General features: G+C 62.8%; 12 protein-coding genes. 4 read left to right on the top strand and 8 right to left on the bottom strand.

All coding sequences use genetic code 11. From position 1 onward, the window contains the following. Positions 1-194 precede the first annotated feature (194 nt). The 7 genes from ACX4ZE_RS07510 to ACX4ZE_RS07480 form a co-directional block, all read right to left on the bottom strand. Positions 195-1,202 carry an alpha/beta hydrolase gene (locus tag ACX4ZE_RS07510; protein WP_480272595.1) on the bottom strand — a complete coding sequence of 336 codons (1,008 nt, stop codon included), beginning with the start codon at positions 1,200-1,202 and terminating at the stop codon, positions 195-197. Positions 1,203-1,381: 179 nt separating this feature from the next. Continuing rightward, positions 1,382-3,334 (bottom strand): arabinofuranosyltransferase AftB family protein, encoded by a 1,953-nt coding sequence (locus ACX4ZE_RS07505; RefSeq protein ID WP_480272738.1) that lies wholly within the window; start codon positions 3,332-3,334, stop codon positions 1,382-1,384. 4 nt (positions 3,335-3,338) lie between these two features. Further along, the gene (locus ACX4ZE_RS07500) at positions 3,339-4,265 is read right to left on the bottom strand and encodes a decaprenyl-phosphate phosphoribosyltransferase (RefSeq protein WP_480272594.1); all 927 of its coding nucleotides are present in this window, start codon (positions 4,263-4,265) and stop codon (positions 3,339-3,341) included. Position 4,266: 1 nt separating this feature from the next. Then, positions 4,267-4,797: a phosphatase PAP2 family protein gene (locus tag ACX4ZE_RS07495; protein ID WP_480272737.1), complete on the bottom strand. Its 531-nt coding sequence runs from the start codon at positions 4,795-4,797 to the stop codon at positions 4,267-4,269. Between the two features lie 119 nt (positions 4,798-4,916). Next, positions 4,917-6,899, bottom strand: a complete 1,983-nt coding sequence (locus ACX4ZE_RS07490) for a glycosyltransferase (RefSeq protein WP_480272593.1) — start codon at positions 6,897-6,899, stop codon at positions 4,917-4,919. A 7-nt stretch (positions 6,900-6,906) separates the two neighbouring features. Next, positions 6,907-8,136 carry a UDP-galactopyranose mutase gene (gene glf / locus ACX4ZE_RS07485; RefSeq protein ID WP_480272592.1) on the bottom strand — a complete coding sequence of 410 codons (1,230 nt, stop codon included), beginning with the start codon at positions 8,134-8,136 and terminating at the stop codon, positions 6,907-6,909. Positions 8,137-8,388: 252 nt separating this feature from the next. Further along, positions 8,389-9,153: a MerR family transcriptional regulator gene (locus ACX4ZE_RS07480; protein WP_480272591.1), complete on the bottom strand. Its 765-nt coding sequence runs from the start codon at positions 9,151-9,153 to the stop codon at positions 8,389-8,391. A gap of 283 nt (positions 9,154-9,436) precedes the next feature. Between ACX4ZE_RS07480 and ACX4ZE_RS07475 the strand changes: the two genes are divergently transcribed. Next, positions 9,437-11,326 (top strand): N-acetylmuramoyl-L-alanine amidase, encoded by a 1,890-nt coding sequence (locus tag ACX4ZE_RS07475; RefSeq protein WP_480272590.1) that lies wholly within the window; start codon positions 9,437-9,439, stop codon positions 11,324-11,326. A 174-nt stretch (positions 11,327-11,500) separates the two neighbouring features. Here ACX4ZE_RS07475 and ACX4ZE_RS07470 read toward each other — a convergent pair whose 3' ends face one another. Further along, on the bottom strand, positions 11,501-12,301 hold the full coding sequence (locus ACX4ZE_RS07470; RefSeq protein ID WP_480272736.1) for an HAD family hydrolase: 801 nt from the start codon (positions 12,299-12,301) through the stop codon (positions 11,501-11,503). 206 nt (positions 12,302-12,507) lie between these two features. Here ACX4ZE_RS07470 and ACX4ZE_RS07465 point away from each other — a divergent pair, with 206 nt between their 5' ends. The 3 genes from ACX4ZE_RS07465 (at position 12,508) to ACX4ZE_RS07455 (ending at position 16,344) form a co-directional block, all read left to right on the top strand. Then, positions 12,508-13,485, top strand: a complete 978-nt coding sequence (locus ACX4ZE_RS07465; protein ID WP_480272589.1) for an ABC transporter permease — start codon at positions 12,508-12,510, stop codon at positions 13,483-13,485. A 67-nt stretch (positions 13,486-13,552) separates the two neighbouring features. Then, complete coding sequence (locus ACX4ZE_RS07460) at positions 13,553-14,470, top strand: ABC transporter permease (RefSeq protein ID WP_480272588.1); 918 nt, start codon at positions 13,553-13,555, stop codon at positions 14,468-14,470. Further along, positions 14,467-16,344, top strand: coding sequence for an ABC transporter ATP-binding protein (locus tag ACX4ZE_RS07455; protein WP_480272587.1), 1,878 nt, complete (start codon positions 14,467-14,469; stop codon positions 16,342-16,344). Before ACX4ZE_RS07460 ends, ACX4ZE_RS07455 begins: the two co-directional genes overlap by 4 nt. The last annotated feature ends 64 nt before the right edge of the window (positions 16,345-16,408 follow it).

Below are 16,408 nucleotides of genomic sequence, written 5' to 3'. Positions count from 1 at the left end.
CGTGATATACCAAAAAGCTATCAATTGAGGTGGATCTCTTCATAGTGCTGGATAGTCAGCCGAGGCACAACTACTCAACCACTTCATGTTCGTACTCTCGGCCGAGACGACCTCGGCCGAAGCACTCCAGCCGACCACGAAACCGTGTGACTACCCCGCGCTAACAGCACAGGGTAGTCGCTCGTCGTCGGGGACTACCCGATATTCGCCGAGAGGTCCGGGAGCATCCGGTGGACCTCCGCTTCCCAGTTACGCCAATTGTGCAGGCCGACAGGCGGGAAGCTGTAGGTGACATTGGTGGCGCCCAATGACATCATCCGTACCTGGAAAGCCCTGGTGTTCACCAATGCCAAGAACTCCAACGGCACGCCTTGGACCGCGTCCAGCAGTGAGTTCACATCGCCTTCGGACGGAAGACCGCTGCCCGACGCGATCCATAGACGGGTGTTGTTGGCCTTGAGCTGCGGCGCGAATATGAAGGGATCCATCCGCAACCATTGCGAGCCCCACGGCGGCGCCATCGCATCGATGTTGTAGCCGCCCGCACTCAGCATCGCCACGCGCATCGCCTCCCGCATGCCCGGCGCGGAGATGTTCAAGTAGCCGGAAAGCGAAGCGGCGAAGCTGAACTGCTCCCGGTGATACGCCGCGAGAGCCAATGCGGCGCTGCCGCCCATCGACAAGCCGAACACTCCGTTGCGGTTCGGGTTGAAGCCCAGCCGATCGCGTAGGGCCCACCGCAGATTCTCGGTCAGGAAGGTTTCCCACTTATAGGTGTTGACCTTGCCAAGAGTTTCCCCCCAACCAGAAGAGCCGGTCAGCGCGGAGCCCGAAGACGAAATAGAAGAAACCGAACCGGTCGGGATACCGAAGAAGTCACTCGGCGCGTTCCAGTCCGCGTAGAAGCTCGACGGGCCGCCTACCGGCATGACGACATTGATATTCCATCTGGTCAACTCCCGCGCGACCTCGGTGTCGATCTCCCAGCCGTTCAGGTCGTTGCGCGCCCGCATGCCGTCCAGCGCATACACCACACGCTGAGTGTTGCCATCAGCCGCGCGGAAAACGCGCGACTTGATCGGCCCCATCTCGGAATCGACCCAGAAGTCCAGGCCGTCCGGATTGAATGCCGCGGACGCCGAGCCGACCGGCCCGGCCAGCGATAGTCCGAGCGGTAGTAGAACAGCCAGCGATACCAACATCGATCGCTGGAACCAAGAGCCTGCACTTCGAGTGTTCCGATCACGCCCGACCACGCCTCGCATCCCGTTCAACCTTTCGTTTCACAGCGACAGCGGCAAGCCGTGCACACCATAACCCGCCGAGGCGCTCTCACGAGGGAGATCAAGGCCGGACGTCTGGTTGGAGCCTGGTTCCGCGCTCAGCGCGGCGCATCAGGTCGCGCGACCGGATCGACCAGCCCACAACGTTGGATTTCGTACTTCGGCACCCGCTCAATGCGGTATTCGGCGAATCGCAACGCATTACGCAGATTGTGCCGAAAACGCTCGAAAGTGAGTGGGCCACGGGAGGACAGCAGCAAAGCTTGGGTGTCGGGGCAGGTTAGCGCCGTGCGTGCTTGGGCCACCCACTCTTCGTCCAGGAACCAGGGCAACCACGGCTTCTTCTCCACCATGCCGGTATCCGCGATCACCCAATCCGGATACAGGCTTTTATCGTGCCCGATCCGGCCGTCGGCAAGCCGATCGGTATGCGCGGCCAGTGGGTAGGCCAAGCCCATCGGATCGATCACCCGCACGTCCAGCGGGACGTTCATGCTGGTCATTCCGAGGTTGAGGAAGTAGACAGTATGCCCGACACCACCAGCCGGGATAGGAGCGGGCGGCGGGACAACATACCAGAACGTGAACGAAGGCGAGTTGAGCAGCAGGCCACCCTCTGGAGTCGCCGCGATGTCTTCGACCATCGCACGGACACGCGGATAGTCCAGATAGTCCTCGGCGAGGATCGGATGATCATGTCCGGTATTGAGCACGTAGTAGATACGCTCGTCGACGATGCCGGTCGAAGAGATCTTGGTGCCGGTCTTGATCGCGACGGTGTCGGCCGCGAACAAAGCCCAGCCCGCAACGCCTACCAGAGCGACAGCGAACACCGCGAATGACCAATCACCTGCCAGCACCGCGCGCACACCCACTGCCGGCGCCCGCAAAGGGAGCACAGCGACCGGGAGCAAGAACAGAAACAGCTGCGGCAGCAGCATCCGGCCGTGCATGAAGTCGCCACCAACCCGCAGCACATACACCGTGAGAAGAAAACCGCTGACCAAGGCCATGGTGACCACCGCACTCGGCGAGCGCAGCCACTGCCGCGCCCGGCCGAAGGACCAGCCCCGCACCGCTGCGCGCGGGGCGGCACGGTCGATCCGCGGCGCCGACTCGGCCCGAGCGCGAGCGGCGAGCACACCCGCGATCAGCAACAGCAGCAGCGGCACCCACAGAAAGTACGGACCGACCAGGTCCCATAGATAGGTAAACCCTTGCCCCCATTTGGCGCCACCCGCATCCTTCGCGACCGCGGTGTTCGGGTAGGGCAGGCCGTAGTAGCCCATCCGCCAGATCTGATAGCTGAGCGGAACCAATCCTGCCACCGCGACGATCACCGCACGCAGCACGATCGGGCGCAATCGGCTCTCCGGCATGGGCGCGATAAAGATCATCAGCAGCGCGAGAGCACCGACCAAGGTCAGCTCGGGACGGACCAGCGGGGCCAGCCCAGCGAAGAAGACCAGAGCGAGCAGGCCGGGCAGACGAGGTGACTCGGCCTGACTCCAACGCATCAACTGCCACCACAGCAGGCCTATCCAACAAATCACCAAGCCGCTCTCCAGGCCGGAGGTGGCGTAGTCGCGAGCCGGGGACAGCGCGATATAGACCAGCACACCCGCGGGCAGCAACAGTGCCGCCCCGCTGCCGCCCCACAGCCGGGCCGATCCGAGCATGGCGAACACCACGGCGGCCAGCGATAACGTAAGCGCAAGTCCGAGCGCCACATACTCGAGGCGCGCCTGGGTCAGCCAGCTGAAAAACCAGATCAGGTAGGTCCACGCGGTACTGGTATTGGTTTCGACGCGCTCGCCCTGGTTGAAGACGGGGCCGTTACCCGCCAGCAGGTTCCGCACCGTGCGCAGCACGATGAGTCCGTCGTCGGCAATCCAGCGTCGCTGCCAACCTCCGATCGCGAAAAGGACAACAGTGAGCCCGACCCCACCGACGAACGTGGCTTTGGATAGAACTACAAAGCGCGACACCGAACGCGCCGGCCTATCTGCCGACCGCTCTGCTGCGCATTCCGTTCGCTCCGCTACCAGCATCTCGTCAGGTGAGATAGACAGCGACACCTACCGCTCCGATCCAGGCGACTGCAAGGCACTGCAGGACACGATCCCCCAGTGCGATCTCTTCCGGTTCACCGGCCTCGCCGCCGTCGACGTCGACCGCGTAACGCAGGATCGCGATGGTAAACGGGACCATCGAGATGGCGAACCACGTGGTTTCATTCAACCGATCCTGCTCGAATGCCCATAGTCCATAGAACACCACTACCGCTGTCGCGGCGAGGGTCCAAGTGAAGCGCAGGTAGGTGGGGGTGTAGTACTCGAGCGACTTACGGATCTTCGCACCGGTGCCCAATGCGATCTGTAGTTCCGCGTAACGCTTGCCCGCGGCCATGAACAGCGAGCCGAATGCCATGATCAGCAGGAACCACTGTGAAAGCGGGATACCAGAGGCCGCGCCGCCCGCGACCGCGCGCAGCAGGAAGCCCGAGGACACGATGCAGATGTCCAGCACCGCCTGATGTTTGAGCCCGAAGCAGTAGGCGAGCTGGATACCGATATACACCGTCATCACTACGGCTAATTGCCACGACGCGAGCAACGATGCGGCGACCGAGCCACTCAGGAGCAAGGCCGAGAGCGCATAGGCCAGGTTCACCGGGACGACACCCGCGGCGATCGGCCGGAATCGCTTGGTCGGATGCGCGCGGTCGGCCTCTACGTCGAGGGCATCGTTGATCAAGTAAACGCCTGAGGCCGCCATACAGAACACCACAAAGGCCATGCCGACATGCGCTAGGACGTCCGTATCGGTGACCGTGCCCGCGGCCAGCGGCGCGGCGAGCACGAGAACATTCTTGACCCACTGTCGCGGACGGACAGCCTTGAACAAGCCGCTGGCCAACGTCTTGGGCGGGCCCTTGACAACAGCCTCGGCCAGATCAGCGCCGGTCGGCTCTTCACTCATGTCAACCAAAGCTCTTTCTCGTGCGGTCACTATCGAGTCTCTTTTCGGCAGCGAGCAGGGCAGCGGCAGACGCGGCGCCGAGCGCGGAACCGGCGAGCACGTCGGAGGGATAATGCACCCCCAGAACTACTCGGGACAGCAGCATCGGGGGAACGAGCACCGCAGGCAAGGGTAGCCCGGTCACTCTGCCGAGCAACACGGCCGCTGCCGTAGTCGAGGTCGCATGCGAAGACGGAAAGCTCAGCTTGCTCGGCGTCCCGACGTTGACCTGCACCGACTGATCATGCGGACGGGGTCGCCGGACAATGCGCTTGATCACGATAGAGGCGGCGTGCGCGCCGACCGCGCCGACCGCGACCCCGGCCCACTGCCTGCGGCGCGGCTTGTCCAGCAGCCAGCCCATGGCAGCGATACCAACCCAGCCGAGAGCGTGCTCGCCGAAGTGCGACATACCGCGCGCGGCAGAAACCACCGTGGGTTTGCTGCCCAGGGTGGCCTGCGTGGCATTGATAATCGCGACCTCCGAAAACACTGCGGGTACTGCCCGCGACCGCTCAGCCTCCGATCGCACCGACACCGGGCAACCGTGGCCATTCGCACTGTGCAGCGGCGGGTCCAGCGCCGCGCCGTCGGCTCCGTTCGATGCGAGACTCACTGCTTGCCATCCTTCGTGTTGTCACCGATGCCGAAAACCCGCTCCCACGCCTCGGTACTGGTCAGCTGGGGGTGTGCGCTACGGTAGCGGCGGCGCATTTCCGGGAAACGAGCGGCCAGCTCCTTGCGCAGGCGCATGGCCTCCTTGAACAGGCCGAGCGCCTGGCGCGGATCCCGCTTGCGATAGACCACGCCGCGGCCATCGGCCGTGGTGACGGTGACCCCATCTACCTGAGAGAGCAGGAACCAGCGGGCATCGAGTGTCGGCACATTCAACTGGGGGGTCTCATGGTGCTCGGCGCGCGCGGGACGGATGTTGTGCAGCAGACCCTTGACCAGCCGTGCCGCTTTGGCGACCGGGTTGACCGGCTCGCCGACCGCGCCGACGTCACTATGGCTGGCCAGGGGAAGTTCGGTTGACGAAGGAAGGGTGACCGCATCCGGATACTGCCTGCGCAACGTATGCACCGCACCCAACGCACTGGGCAACAGCTGAAACAATCGCTCGGGACCTGCGAGGAAATCGCGGATAGCCAGATTCTGGATCGCGACTGTCGAATATTCCAGACAGAGCAGGTGCTTCACGGTGGCCTTGATCGTGTCGGCCACCATGGCGCGCCCGTTTCCCGGCAGATGCAACGCGGCTACGACCAAGCGATTGCGCAGGTGGAAGTACGCCTGCCAGTCTATGGCGTCATCCTTATCGCTCCAGGCCATATGCCAAACCGCGGCGCCGGGCAAGGTGACAGTGGGATACCCGGCGGCCCGAGCGCGCAGGCCGTACTCAGCGTCGTCCCATTTCAGGAACAGCGGGAGAGGCTGTCCCAATTCCTCGGCGACCTGACGCGGGATGACGCAGGTCCACCAGCCATTGAAGTCGACATCGATGCGCCGGTGCAGCAGCTTCGAGTTATCCCGGTCGGTGAGCGGGTATCTGGAGAAGTCGTGATCGTATTCGACGTTCGGCGCCGCAGTCCACATGAAGACGCCACGATCGACGACCTCACCCATAACGTGTAGGTGGGAGCGCTCCTGCAAGTTAAGCATCTGACCGCCGACCAGCACGGGCGATTTCGCGAAGCGGGCGAACGCCAGCGCGCGCAGAATCGAATCCGGTTCGATTTCTATATCGTCGTCCATGTAGACGATGTATTCGGCATCAGTAGTCCGCAACGCCTCGTACATGACGCGGCTGTAGCCACCGGAACCGCCGAGATTGGGCTGATCGTGAATGACCAGCCTGCCCCCCAGCGCTGCGGCCGCTGCCAAGAAGCCGGGCTCGTCGACTACCTTTTTCGTACCCTGGTCCGGGATGATGACGGCCTCGACCTTCTCCAGCACCAAGGGATCCGCGCCGAGGGCAGCCAGAGTTCGCACCGCGTCGGCGGGCCGGTTGAAGGTGGGCATGCCCACCGCGATGCTGCCGACGCCAGGGGCCTCTACCGGCGCGTACCAGCCGCCGGACAGCAAAGTGACCGCGGTATCGGTGGTGATGTCGAACCAAATCCAGCCGCCGTCCTCGAACGGGGCGAGATCGGTCTCGAATTCCAAGACCACCGAGTCGACACCAGGCTCGACGATATCCGGATCCGCATGATTCCCCGAGGTTGCTGCCCCTCCCGTGAACTCCTTGCCCTGGATGTAGATCCGGGAACCATCGGCCTTGGACCGGTACATGTCCACTCGGCCGTGGCCGGTCAATTCCAGCCGGAGCACCACTGCGGACAAAATGGTCCAGCGCCGCCAATAACTCGCGGGCAGCGCGTTGAAGTAGGTGCAGAACGAGACCTCGGATTCCGCACCGATCGACAACGAGGTGCGGGTGACAGCGTGCGCACGCCGGGCATTGCTGGCCGACTCCTCTAAATAGAGGGTACGCACATCCAGCGGTTCTCCCGGTCTGGGCAGGATGATGCGCTGCAACAGCGCAGCGGCGCGTGTGGCGATGGTGATGTCTTCCACAACAGTTTGGGCGGTCATTCTGCTCCTAGCCCTCGTGGTCGGCCGCCAGCGGAGCACCGTCTTGCAGGTGCGGGCGCAGCACATTGTCGAACATGCTCAGCGCACTGCCGATCGCCATGTGCATATCCAGATATTGATACGTACCGAGACGGCCACCGAAGACGACCCCCTCCGTCGCGGTCTCTTCTTTGGCCAGTGCGCGGTAGGCCAGGAGCTTTGCCCGGTCTTCCGGCGTATTGATCGGATAGTACGGTTCGTCGCCGGTCTGCGCGGACCGCGAGTATTCCCGCATGATCACGGTCTTATCGGCGGGGTATTCCCGTTCCGGATGGAAGTGGCGCGGCTCGATAATGCGGGTGTAGGGCACATCCGCGTCGTTGTAGTTCATCACCGAGGTGCCCTGGAAGTCGCCGACCGGCAACACCTCGGTCTCGAAATCGATCGTGCGCCATCCCAGCTCGCCCTCTCGGTAGCCGAAGTAGCGGTCGAGTGGGCCGGTATAGACAACCGGCGCGGCCGGGGTGTCGGCACGCAGCTGCTCACGCACCTCGAACCAGTCGGTATTCAGCCGCACCTCGATCAGGTCGGACGCGGCCATGTTCTCCAGCCATTTCGTATAACCTTCGCGGGGCAGCCCCTCATAGGCGTCGTTGAAGTAGCGGTTGTCGAAGGTATAGCGGACCGGGAGGCGAGTGATAGTGCCCGCAGGCAGTTCCTTCGGATCGGTCTGCCACTGCTTGGCGGTGTAGTCGCGCACGAACGCCTCATAGAGCGGGCGGCCGATGAGCGAGATGGCCTTCTCTTCGAGATTTTGCGCATTCTCGGTTTCGATCTCTGCGGCCTGTTCCGCGATCAGTGCACGCGCTTCTTCCGGCGAGAAGTAGCGGCCGAAAAACTGGGAGACCAGACCGAGTCCCATCGGAAACTGATAAGCCTCCCCTTTGTGCATCGCGAAGACGCGATGCTGATATCCAGTGAACTCGGTGAACTGTGTGACGTAGTCCCACACCCTCTTGTTCGAGGTGTGGAAAAGATGGGCGCCGTACTTGTGGATCTCGATTCCGGTTTCTGGATCCGGTTCCGAATAGGCGTTACCGCCGATGTGGTAGCGGCGTTCGACCACCAGAACCCGTTTACCCAGCACTGTGGCGGCACGTTCGGCAACGGTCAGCCCAAAGAATCCGGAGCCGACGACGATCAGATCGAACTGTGAGGCGGAGTTGACTGAGTTATCCGGGGACGATGCGAAGGTCACGGGAGCCCAGCGTATCGGAAGTCTTCCCCCCATCCAGGGGGAGCCGGGGGCTGTGCTGCAAGGCACAGCCCCCGGCTCCTGCTTCATCCTGGCAATCGCTTCCCACCAAGGACTGAGGCACCTCACTACCGGTTCGTTCAGTGACCCCTCAGTGGCCTCGTCCTGGCATTCAGCAGCTCGCATGGATTCCGCGCGGATCAGTCCGCGCACAACGTACGACAGTCGGCGCACCAGCTGTCGCCGTGGTGTGCGCTACAAGCGCCGCGCAGCGTAGATCTTCATCGCCGCACATACGAACTCGGTAGTACCTGCTCCGTGTACCTCGTAATTCGCCGCGAATCGCGGATCGGCGACGTACATCTCCCCCATACCGATGAAGGCTTCCCGCGTCATCGGCCGCCCCTGCCAGCCGATGACGATCCAGTCGTGATGGCGCTGGACAATGGCTTGCACCTCGACGCTGTCCAGCTCGAGCCCACAAGCGTGCGCCCGACCGTAGTCTGCGGCGATATCCAGATGAGTCTGCAGAAAGGACTCCTTGTCCGCCTCGGAGATCGAGCGCCACCAGCGGTCACCCTGTTCATAGGCGGCCGAACCCCAGCGCTCGATGACCTCGTCCTTGTACCTCGTGTGGTCGAAGCCGTCAAAAACTTCCGCTGCCACGAGTTGTTCACCTCTTTCCGTTTTCCATAGCGTTGTTTGCACCGACTCGATCTGACGCCGGATCCGGTCCTGTTCCTGCCGGAGCAGCGCCAAATGCGTGCGTAGCGCGGCAGCGGGCTCCTGCGCACCGGCTAAGACTTCAGCGATGACCGGTAGACCGAGGCCGAGTGCACGCAGCAGCAAGATGCGTTGCAGTCGCACAAGGGAGTTCTGGTCGTAATAGCGATAACCATTGACACCGATCCGGCTGGGCAGCAACAGCCCGAGCTGTCCGTAGTGGCGCAACGTCCGGCTGGTGGTACCGGCTGCCTTCGCCAGTTCCTGGATGGACCATTCCCCGGTAACCCTCGGCATCACCGTTCTCCCTTATCGTTCTCGTCGATGCACCAAGCATGCATATTGACGTAACGTCAAAGTCAATTCCACTGCGACCGTATCGCTCCCATGGTTTTCCAGGAATGTTCGGATCGCGCGCGGCATGTCGCCACATTCATTTGCTATCTGGTAGCTACCTTCACGCAATCAGATCATTTCCAACAAGAGGTCTCGCGCTGTCACTGCTGTGGCCGTTACGACTGTTGAAACATCAAGAAGCGACCCCGAACAGCTCATGATCACTGGTTCGACCTGATTGGAGATGCTCGTGCGGTACCGCAAACCGAAATATTCCTATGCGCTCCCGATGGTCACCGTCCTCGCGGTAGCTACCCCGCTCACAACACTCATGCTCAGCGATTCGAACGACTACCGCGCTACAAACAACAAATCGGTCCCCGTCCCGACTCAGCTCACCGAGATCGCACTCAACAAAACGCCGGACACAGTGCTCCCGCTGCGCGAACTCGACGGATTGGATCTGCCCGAACTACGCCTTTCCGATCTACGCATGCTGCGGATTCCTGAGTTCATTCCGGTTCCCGCGCCCGATAGGCCGCATCCACTGGCCGTGCCGATTCCCGCGGCCGCCTCGAATAACGCTCGTTTCCTGACCGATCTCGCCCGGCTCCGACCAGGAACCACTGCGGAGACCCCAGCATTGTCTCCCGGCGCCGTACACCCGGAACTGATAGATCAGGTAGGGGCGCAGGTCAAAGAACTTTCCAGCGATACACCCTTCAGCATGGTCGCCTTCACCGCCGAGGAGCTGACGGATACCAAGGCAGCGATCCGTGCCCGGCAACCCGACGGCACCTGGGGGGCGTGGTATGGCACCGAGCCGGTGGGGACCAACCACCCCGGCCAGAGCATCGATGGCACCGAACCGATCTACGTCGGTACAACGAACGCGGTTCAGGTGCTGGTCACACGAACATCCACGCCGCAGGCAACAACGCTGACGCCGCCGGTAATCGGCACGGGCCACCCGGCTCGGCACCCCGTCTCTCACTCCGACGATCCAGCCCAGCACATCGCCGATCTGACCGCCGTGCTCATCGATCCCGGCCGAGGCCCGGTCGACGACTCGCTTCACGCAGCGGCAGTAGCGCTGCCCGGCGGCGGACCGAACATGATCACCCGCGTCCAATGGGGCGCGGATGAATCCCTTCGCTGCGCCGGACCCACCTACGACAACGGTCTCGGCGGCGTCACCGTGCATCACACCGCAGGTAACAACAACTACAGCAAGTCGGAATCCGCGGGAATAGTCCGCGCGATATATGCCTACCACGCGAGAACACTGGGCTGGTGCGATATCGGCTACCACGCGTTAGTCGACAAATACGGCCAGATCTTCGAGGGCCGTTTCGGCGGCCTCACCCACCCGGTGCAGGGTGCGCACGCAGGCGGGTTCAATGAGAACACCTCAGGTGTCGCGCTGATGGGCAGCTATGAATCCGAACCACCCACGAACGAGGCGATAAACGCGATCGGCACTCTCGTAGGTTGGCGCGCCAAGGTCGCAGGCCTCGACCCCAAAGGTCACACCACGATGTACTCCGAGGGCACCCCGTACACCCCGTACGCGCGGGGCGCGGCCGTGCGATTGCCGATCATCTTCGCGCACCGCGATGTAGGAAAGACCGACTGCCCCGGCGATGCGGCATACGCGATGATGGATCAAATCCGCGACATCGCCGCAAGCGCGCCGGGTACTCCTCTCCCTTCGCTTCCCACGATCCCCTCGCTTCCCGCGATCTCCGCGGCCGACCTGACAGCTCTCGCCGAACTCACGATCAAACTGCTGAACTTGGTGCACGACAACATCATCGCGAAATATTGGGCACAGTCGGGCGGGCCTGCCGGACCACTCGGCATCGCACTGTCGGAAGTGCTGCCCGCCGCGCAGGGTCAGCAGTACGCGAAGTTCACCAACGGCTACATCTACACCACACCGGAGGGACAGATCGTCGAAGTATTCGGCGCCATCAGAGACCGCTTCGTACAACTCGGCGCCGACGCAGGCGCACTCGGGCTTCCACTGCGAAGCGCCTACCCGGTTCCAGAAGGACTGCGCGCCGACTTCCAGCGCGGCGCACTGATTCTCGAGCAGAACACCGGAATCGTCACGACAGTATGGGAAACCTAGAGCGACAGCTACCTGGTGCGACCACGGCAGAGCGATCTCAGCACGGGTCCATGAACTCTGCTGTGCGCGCCGTTCGCCACAACACCCGCCGATAGCGCGACGGACTCCTTATAGTCCGTCGCGCTATCGGCGCTATCCATCATTCCAGGCAAGTGTTCCAGGCAAGCGGCTCGCTCAGCCCCACCAGCGTTCCAGAACCCGGGCTACTCCATCCGCGGAATTGGATTCAGTGATTTCGTCAGCGGCGGCGAGCGCTTCAGGGTGCGCGTTGCGCATCGCGACGCCATGGCCCGCCATAGTCAGCATCGGGACATCGTTGGGCATATCACCGAACGCGACAATGGTTTCCGCGGCCACCCCGAGACGCTGGGCCACCGTCGCGAGCCCTGAAGCTTTGGTGACACCGGGCGCGGACAATTCGATGAGGCCGTGCTCAGTGGAGTAGGTGATATCGGCGCGCTCCCCGATCACCGGAGCCAGCACCGCGCACATATCGGAGCTGCGCGCACCCGGTAGCCGGATCAGCATCTTGATGGCGGGCGCGTCGATGACCTCCTCGCGGGCCACCGAAGTGTCGTCTGGGTTGAGCCAAGCATGCTCGTACAACGGTGAGCTGACAAACTGCGGCGTGACCGCATCGTGCGCACGCTCACCCACTCGCTCCGCGGCGAGACCACAGCCCGGCAGTACCCGCTCGGCGGCATCGGCAAGCCAGGAAAGCGTCACCACATCCAATGTCATGCTGGTCAGAACCCGATCAGTAGCGCTGTCGTAGACCACCGCACCGTTGCCGCATACGCACAGCGGCGCATATCCCAGCCCCTCCACCACCGGGGCGATCCAGCGCGGCGGACGCCCTGTGGCCAGTACGAACGACACACCGTCCGCGAGTAGAGCACCCACCGCGGCCTTGGTCCTGGCGGTGACTCGCTCATCATGGTCGATGAGCGTGCCATCCACGTCGGTGGCGACCATCTTCGGCTTGGACAGGTGCAGCTTCGGCAGGTGCAAAGGCGTCACCTATCCCATCCTGCCGGACCGCCCCCGCCATCGACCGGCCCGTCGTCATGAGTGGACCGGACATGCCCGATCCACTCATGACACGCGCCCGGGCAGCCGCATCCTTATGATCGAGGGCTAGTAACGACGCTGGCCCGGCCAGCCGAAGAACCAGAGGACTGATGACCGGCTTCCTGCTACGACGCGCGTTCAACTATGTCGTGCTGTTACTGCTGGCTTCGTTCCTGACGTTCAGCGTGGCATCCCTGACGTTCCACCCCCTGGACAGTCTGGAGCAACGGAACCCGCGGCCACCGCAAGCGGTGATCGACGCCAAGGCCGAAGAGCTGCACCTCAACGACCCGATCCCCCAGCGATATCTCACCTGGCTCTCGGGCATTCCTCGGGGCGATTTCGGTACCACGCTCACGGGTCAGCCGGTGAGCAAGGAATTGCCGCGGCGAGTCGCGGTGAGCCTACGGCTGCTGATCATCGGTTCCCTGATCGGCACCGCGCTCGGAGTGTTGATCGGCGCAGCGGGCGCGATCCGGCAATACAAGATCAGCGACTACGTCACCACGACGGCGTCGCTGCTGATCTTGAGCACCCCGGTGTTCCTGCTCGCGACCTTGTTGAAGTACGGCGCGCTGGAGATCAACCTACTCACTGGCACACAGATATTTCTCTATACCGGCGAAACATCGGCAAGCCGGATCGAAGGCTTCTGGCCGCAACTGCTCGACCGCATCCAACATCTGATCGTGCCTACCGCCGGTCTGGCCCTCGCCGCGATGGCGGGCTACAGCCGCTACCAGCGCAATGCCATGCTCGACGTATTGCAGAGCGATTTCATCCGCACCGCCCGCGCCAAAGGCCTCACCAGCAACAAAGCGCTCTACAAGCATGGCTTACGTACTGCACTGATTCCGATGGCCACCCTGTTCGCCTATAGCCTCGGCGGCTTGATCACCGGCGCGACCTTCACCGAGAAAATCTTCGGATGGCACGGCGTCGGCGAATGGCTGGTCGACGCGATCAATGCTCAAGATCTATACGTGGTGGTCACGGTGACTGCGTTCACTGGCCTGATCGTGCTGGTTTCGGGTCTGCTCTCCGACATCGTGTACGCGATCCTCGACCCGAGAGTGCGTGTGGGATGAACGACCGGTACCGAGCGGATAGTCCGGGTAGTCACGGCGGGCCTACGCATCCCGACAAGGGGACAACATGACCGAGACCGAAATCATTGTCCAGGGTGCCCCCGAGACCGCTGCGGCCGGACGACGAAAACTGGTGCTGCGGCGCTTCCTGCGCAACAAGCCTGCCATCGCTGGCGGAGTGATCCTGATCGTGCTGTTCATAGCTACCTTTGCGCTTCCGCCGCTACTACCTTACGACTACCAGTACCTGGACCAGACCGCACGGCTCCAACCGCCGAGCACCGAGCATCTGTTCGGCACCACCCAGACCGGCGCGGACGTGCTCGCACAGACCCTGCGCGGCCTACAGAAATCCATGATTATAGGCCTGTTCGTCGCAGTGTTCTCCACTATGATCGCGGCAACCGCAGGGACCTTGGCCGGGCTGCTCGGCGGCTGGACCGATCGCGCGATCATGTGGTTGGTCGACCTGCTGCTGGTGATCCCGAGCTTCATCATCATCGCGCTGTTCGCGCCGCTTACGAAAGGCAGCGGTTCCCTGCTGCTGCTGATCGTCCTACTGTCCGGCTTCGGCTGGATGATCTCCGCGCGTATCGTGCGCGGCCTGACAATGAGCCTGCGCGATCGCGAATTCATCCGGGCCGCACGCTACATGGGCGCGCCGACCCACACAGTGATCCTCACCCATATCCTCCCGAACATCGCTTCCATCCTGATCATCGACACCACGCTCACCGTCGGGGCTGCGATCATGGCCGAGACCGGGCTGAGCTTCCTCGGTTTCGGCGTACAGTCGCCAGATGTGTCACTGGGTTCGCTGATCGCGATGGGGACCGAGTCGTCGCTGACCTTTCCCTGGCTATTCCTGTTCTCCGGTGGTCTGCTGATCATCATCGTGCTGTGCGCGAACCTGGTCGGTGACGGGCTGCGCGACGCGTTCGACCCCGGTGCCGAGCGGGCACGGGCGAAGAAGGCAGAATCATGACGAGCGCGGAGGCCACTACGAAGCCGATCGATTCCAACTCGGTCACGCCTCTTCTGGAAGTCACCGATCTGCGCGTTTCCTTCCCCAGTGAGGAGGGACGGATCGACGCAGTCCGCAGCGTCACCTATACGGTCGCCGACGGTGAGGTACTGGCCATCGTCGGCGAATCCGGTTCAGGCAAATCTGTGTCCTCGTTGGCGGTGATGGGTCTGCTGCCCGCACAGGCTCGGATCACCGGATCCATCCGGTTCCGTGGCCGCGAACTGCTAGGGCTCGGCGATCGCCAATTGTCCACGCTGCGGGGCAGCGCCATCAGCATGGTGTTCCAGGATCCCCTCTCGGCACTGACTCCCGTCTACCGAGTGGGCGACCAAATCGCCGAAGCCCTGTTGGCGCACGGCACCATGAGTAAGGCCGATGCCGCGAGGCGGGCGGTAGAATTGCTCGACTTGGTCGGCATCCCTGATCCACAGCTGCGGGCCAAGGCTTTTCCGCACGAGTTCTCCGGTGGTCAGCGCCAACGAGTAGTCATCGCGATGGCGATCGCCAATGATCCGGCGCTGATCATCTGCGACGAGCCGACCACAGCACTCGATGTAACAGTGCAGCAGCAGATCTTGAACCTGCTCCGCGAAGCGCGCGATATCACCGGTGCCGGCGTTATCACGATCACCCACGATATGGGCATCGCGGCCACTCTGGCCGACCGCGTCGCTGTGATGTACGCGGGCAAGATCGTCGAGACAGCTACTACTGCAGCGCTATTCGGTGCGCCGCGCATGCCGTACACCGTGGGGCTGCTCGGTTCGATCCCGCGCATGGACGGACCGGCACGTCGGCCGCTGACCCCGATCGCGGGTGCGCCACCCGCTATGCACGCGCTACCACCTGGCTGCTCATTCGCCCCGCGCTGTCCGGTCGCAATCGAAGACTGCCTGACCACCGAACCGTCTTTGGAGCTGATCGATCCCGGGCACACCGCCGCATGCCTGCGCACCGCCGAGATCGGCACAGACAAGCTTTTCGAGGCCTATCGCAGCGAAGTCTCCGCACCGGCAACACATACCGAGGTGGAACCAGAGGTGATCTTGCGGGTCACAGACTTGGTCAAGGTCTTCCCGATCACCTCAGGTGTGGTGTTGCGCCGCCGTAAGGGCGAGATCAGAGCGGTCGACGGCATCAGCTTCGAAGTGCGGGCAGGGCGCACCTTGGCGCTGGTCGGCGAATCCGGTTCCGGCAAGTCCACTGCGCTCACCCAGATTCTCGAACTGGCCCGCCCGCAGTCGGGCGCCATCGAGATCATGGGCAGTGACGTCACCGCCCTGAGTAAGGAACGTAAGCGGGAGTTACGCCGGAAGATGCAGATCGTCTTCCAGGACCCCACCGCCTCCCTGGACCCACGCCTGCCCATCTTCGACATCCTTGCCGAGCCGCTTCGTATCGACGGACGGCTGAGAACTGAGATCACCCACCGAGTACCAGAATTGCTCGAACAGGTCGGATTGCGACCAGAACACGCCGACCGCTATCCCGCCGATTTCTCCGGCGGTCAGAAACAACGCATCAGCATCGCCCGCGCGCTCGCGCTGGATCCCGAATTACTCGTGCTGGACGAGCCGGTATCCGCACTGGACGTCTCCATCCAGGCAGGAGTGCTGAATCTGTTGCGCAATTTGCAGATCGAGCGTGGGCTGTCCTATCTATTCGTTTCACACGATCTATCCGTGGTGCGCAACTTGGCGCACGACATCGCGGTCATGTATCGCGGAAAAATCGTCGAATACGGCCCGGCAGAGCAGATCTTCACCGATGCTCAGCACGAATACACCAGGGCATTGATCGACGCGGTACCGGTTCCCTCGGCCAGCTTGTAGAGAGGAGGGCGTGTTTCGGATCCGAAGCTACAACGGCTACAGCGAAGTACGCGGAGACGGCATT

This window comes from Nocardia sp. TBRC8007, assembly GCF_056629435.1.
The sequence above is the reverse complement of the archived record's forward strand: the minus strand, read 5'-3'. Positions and strand labels throughout refer to the sequence as shown.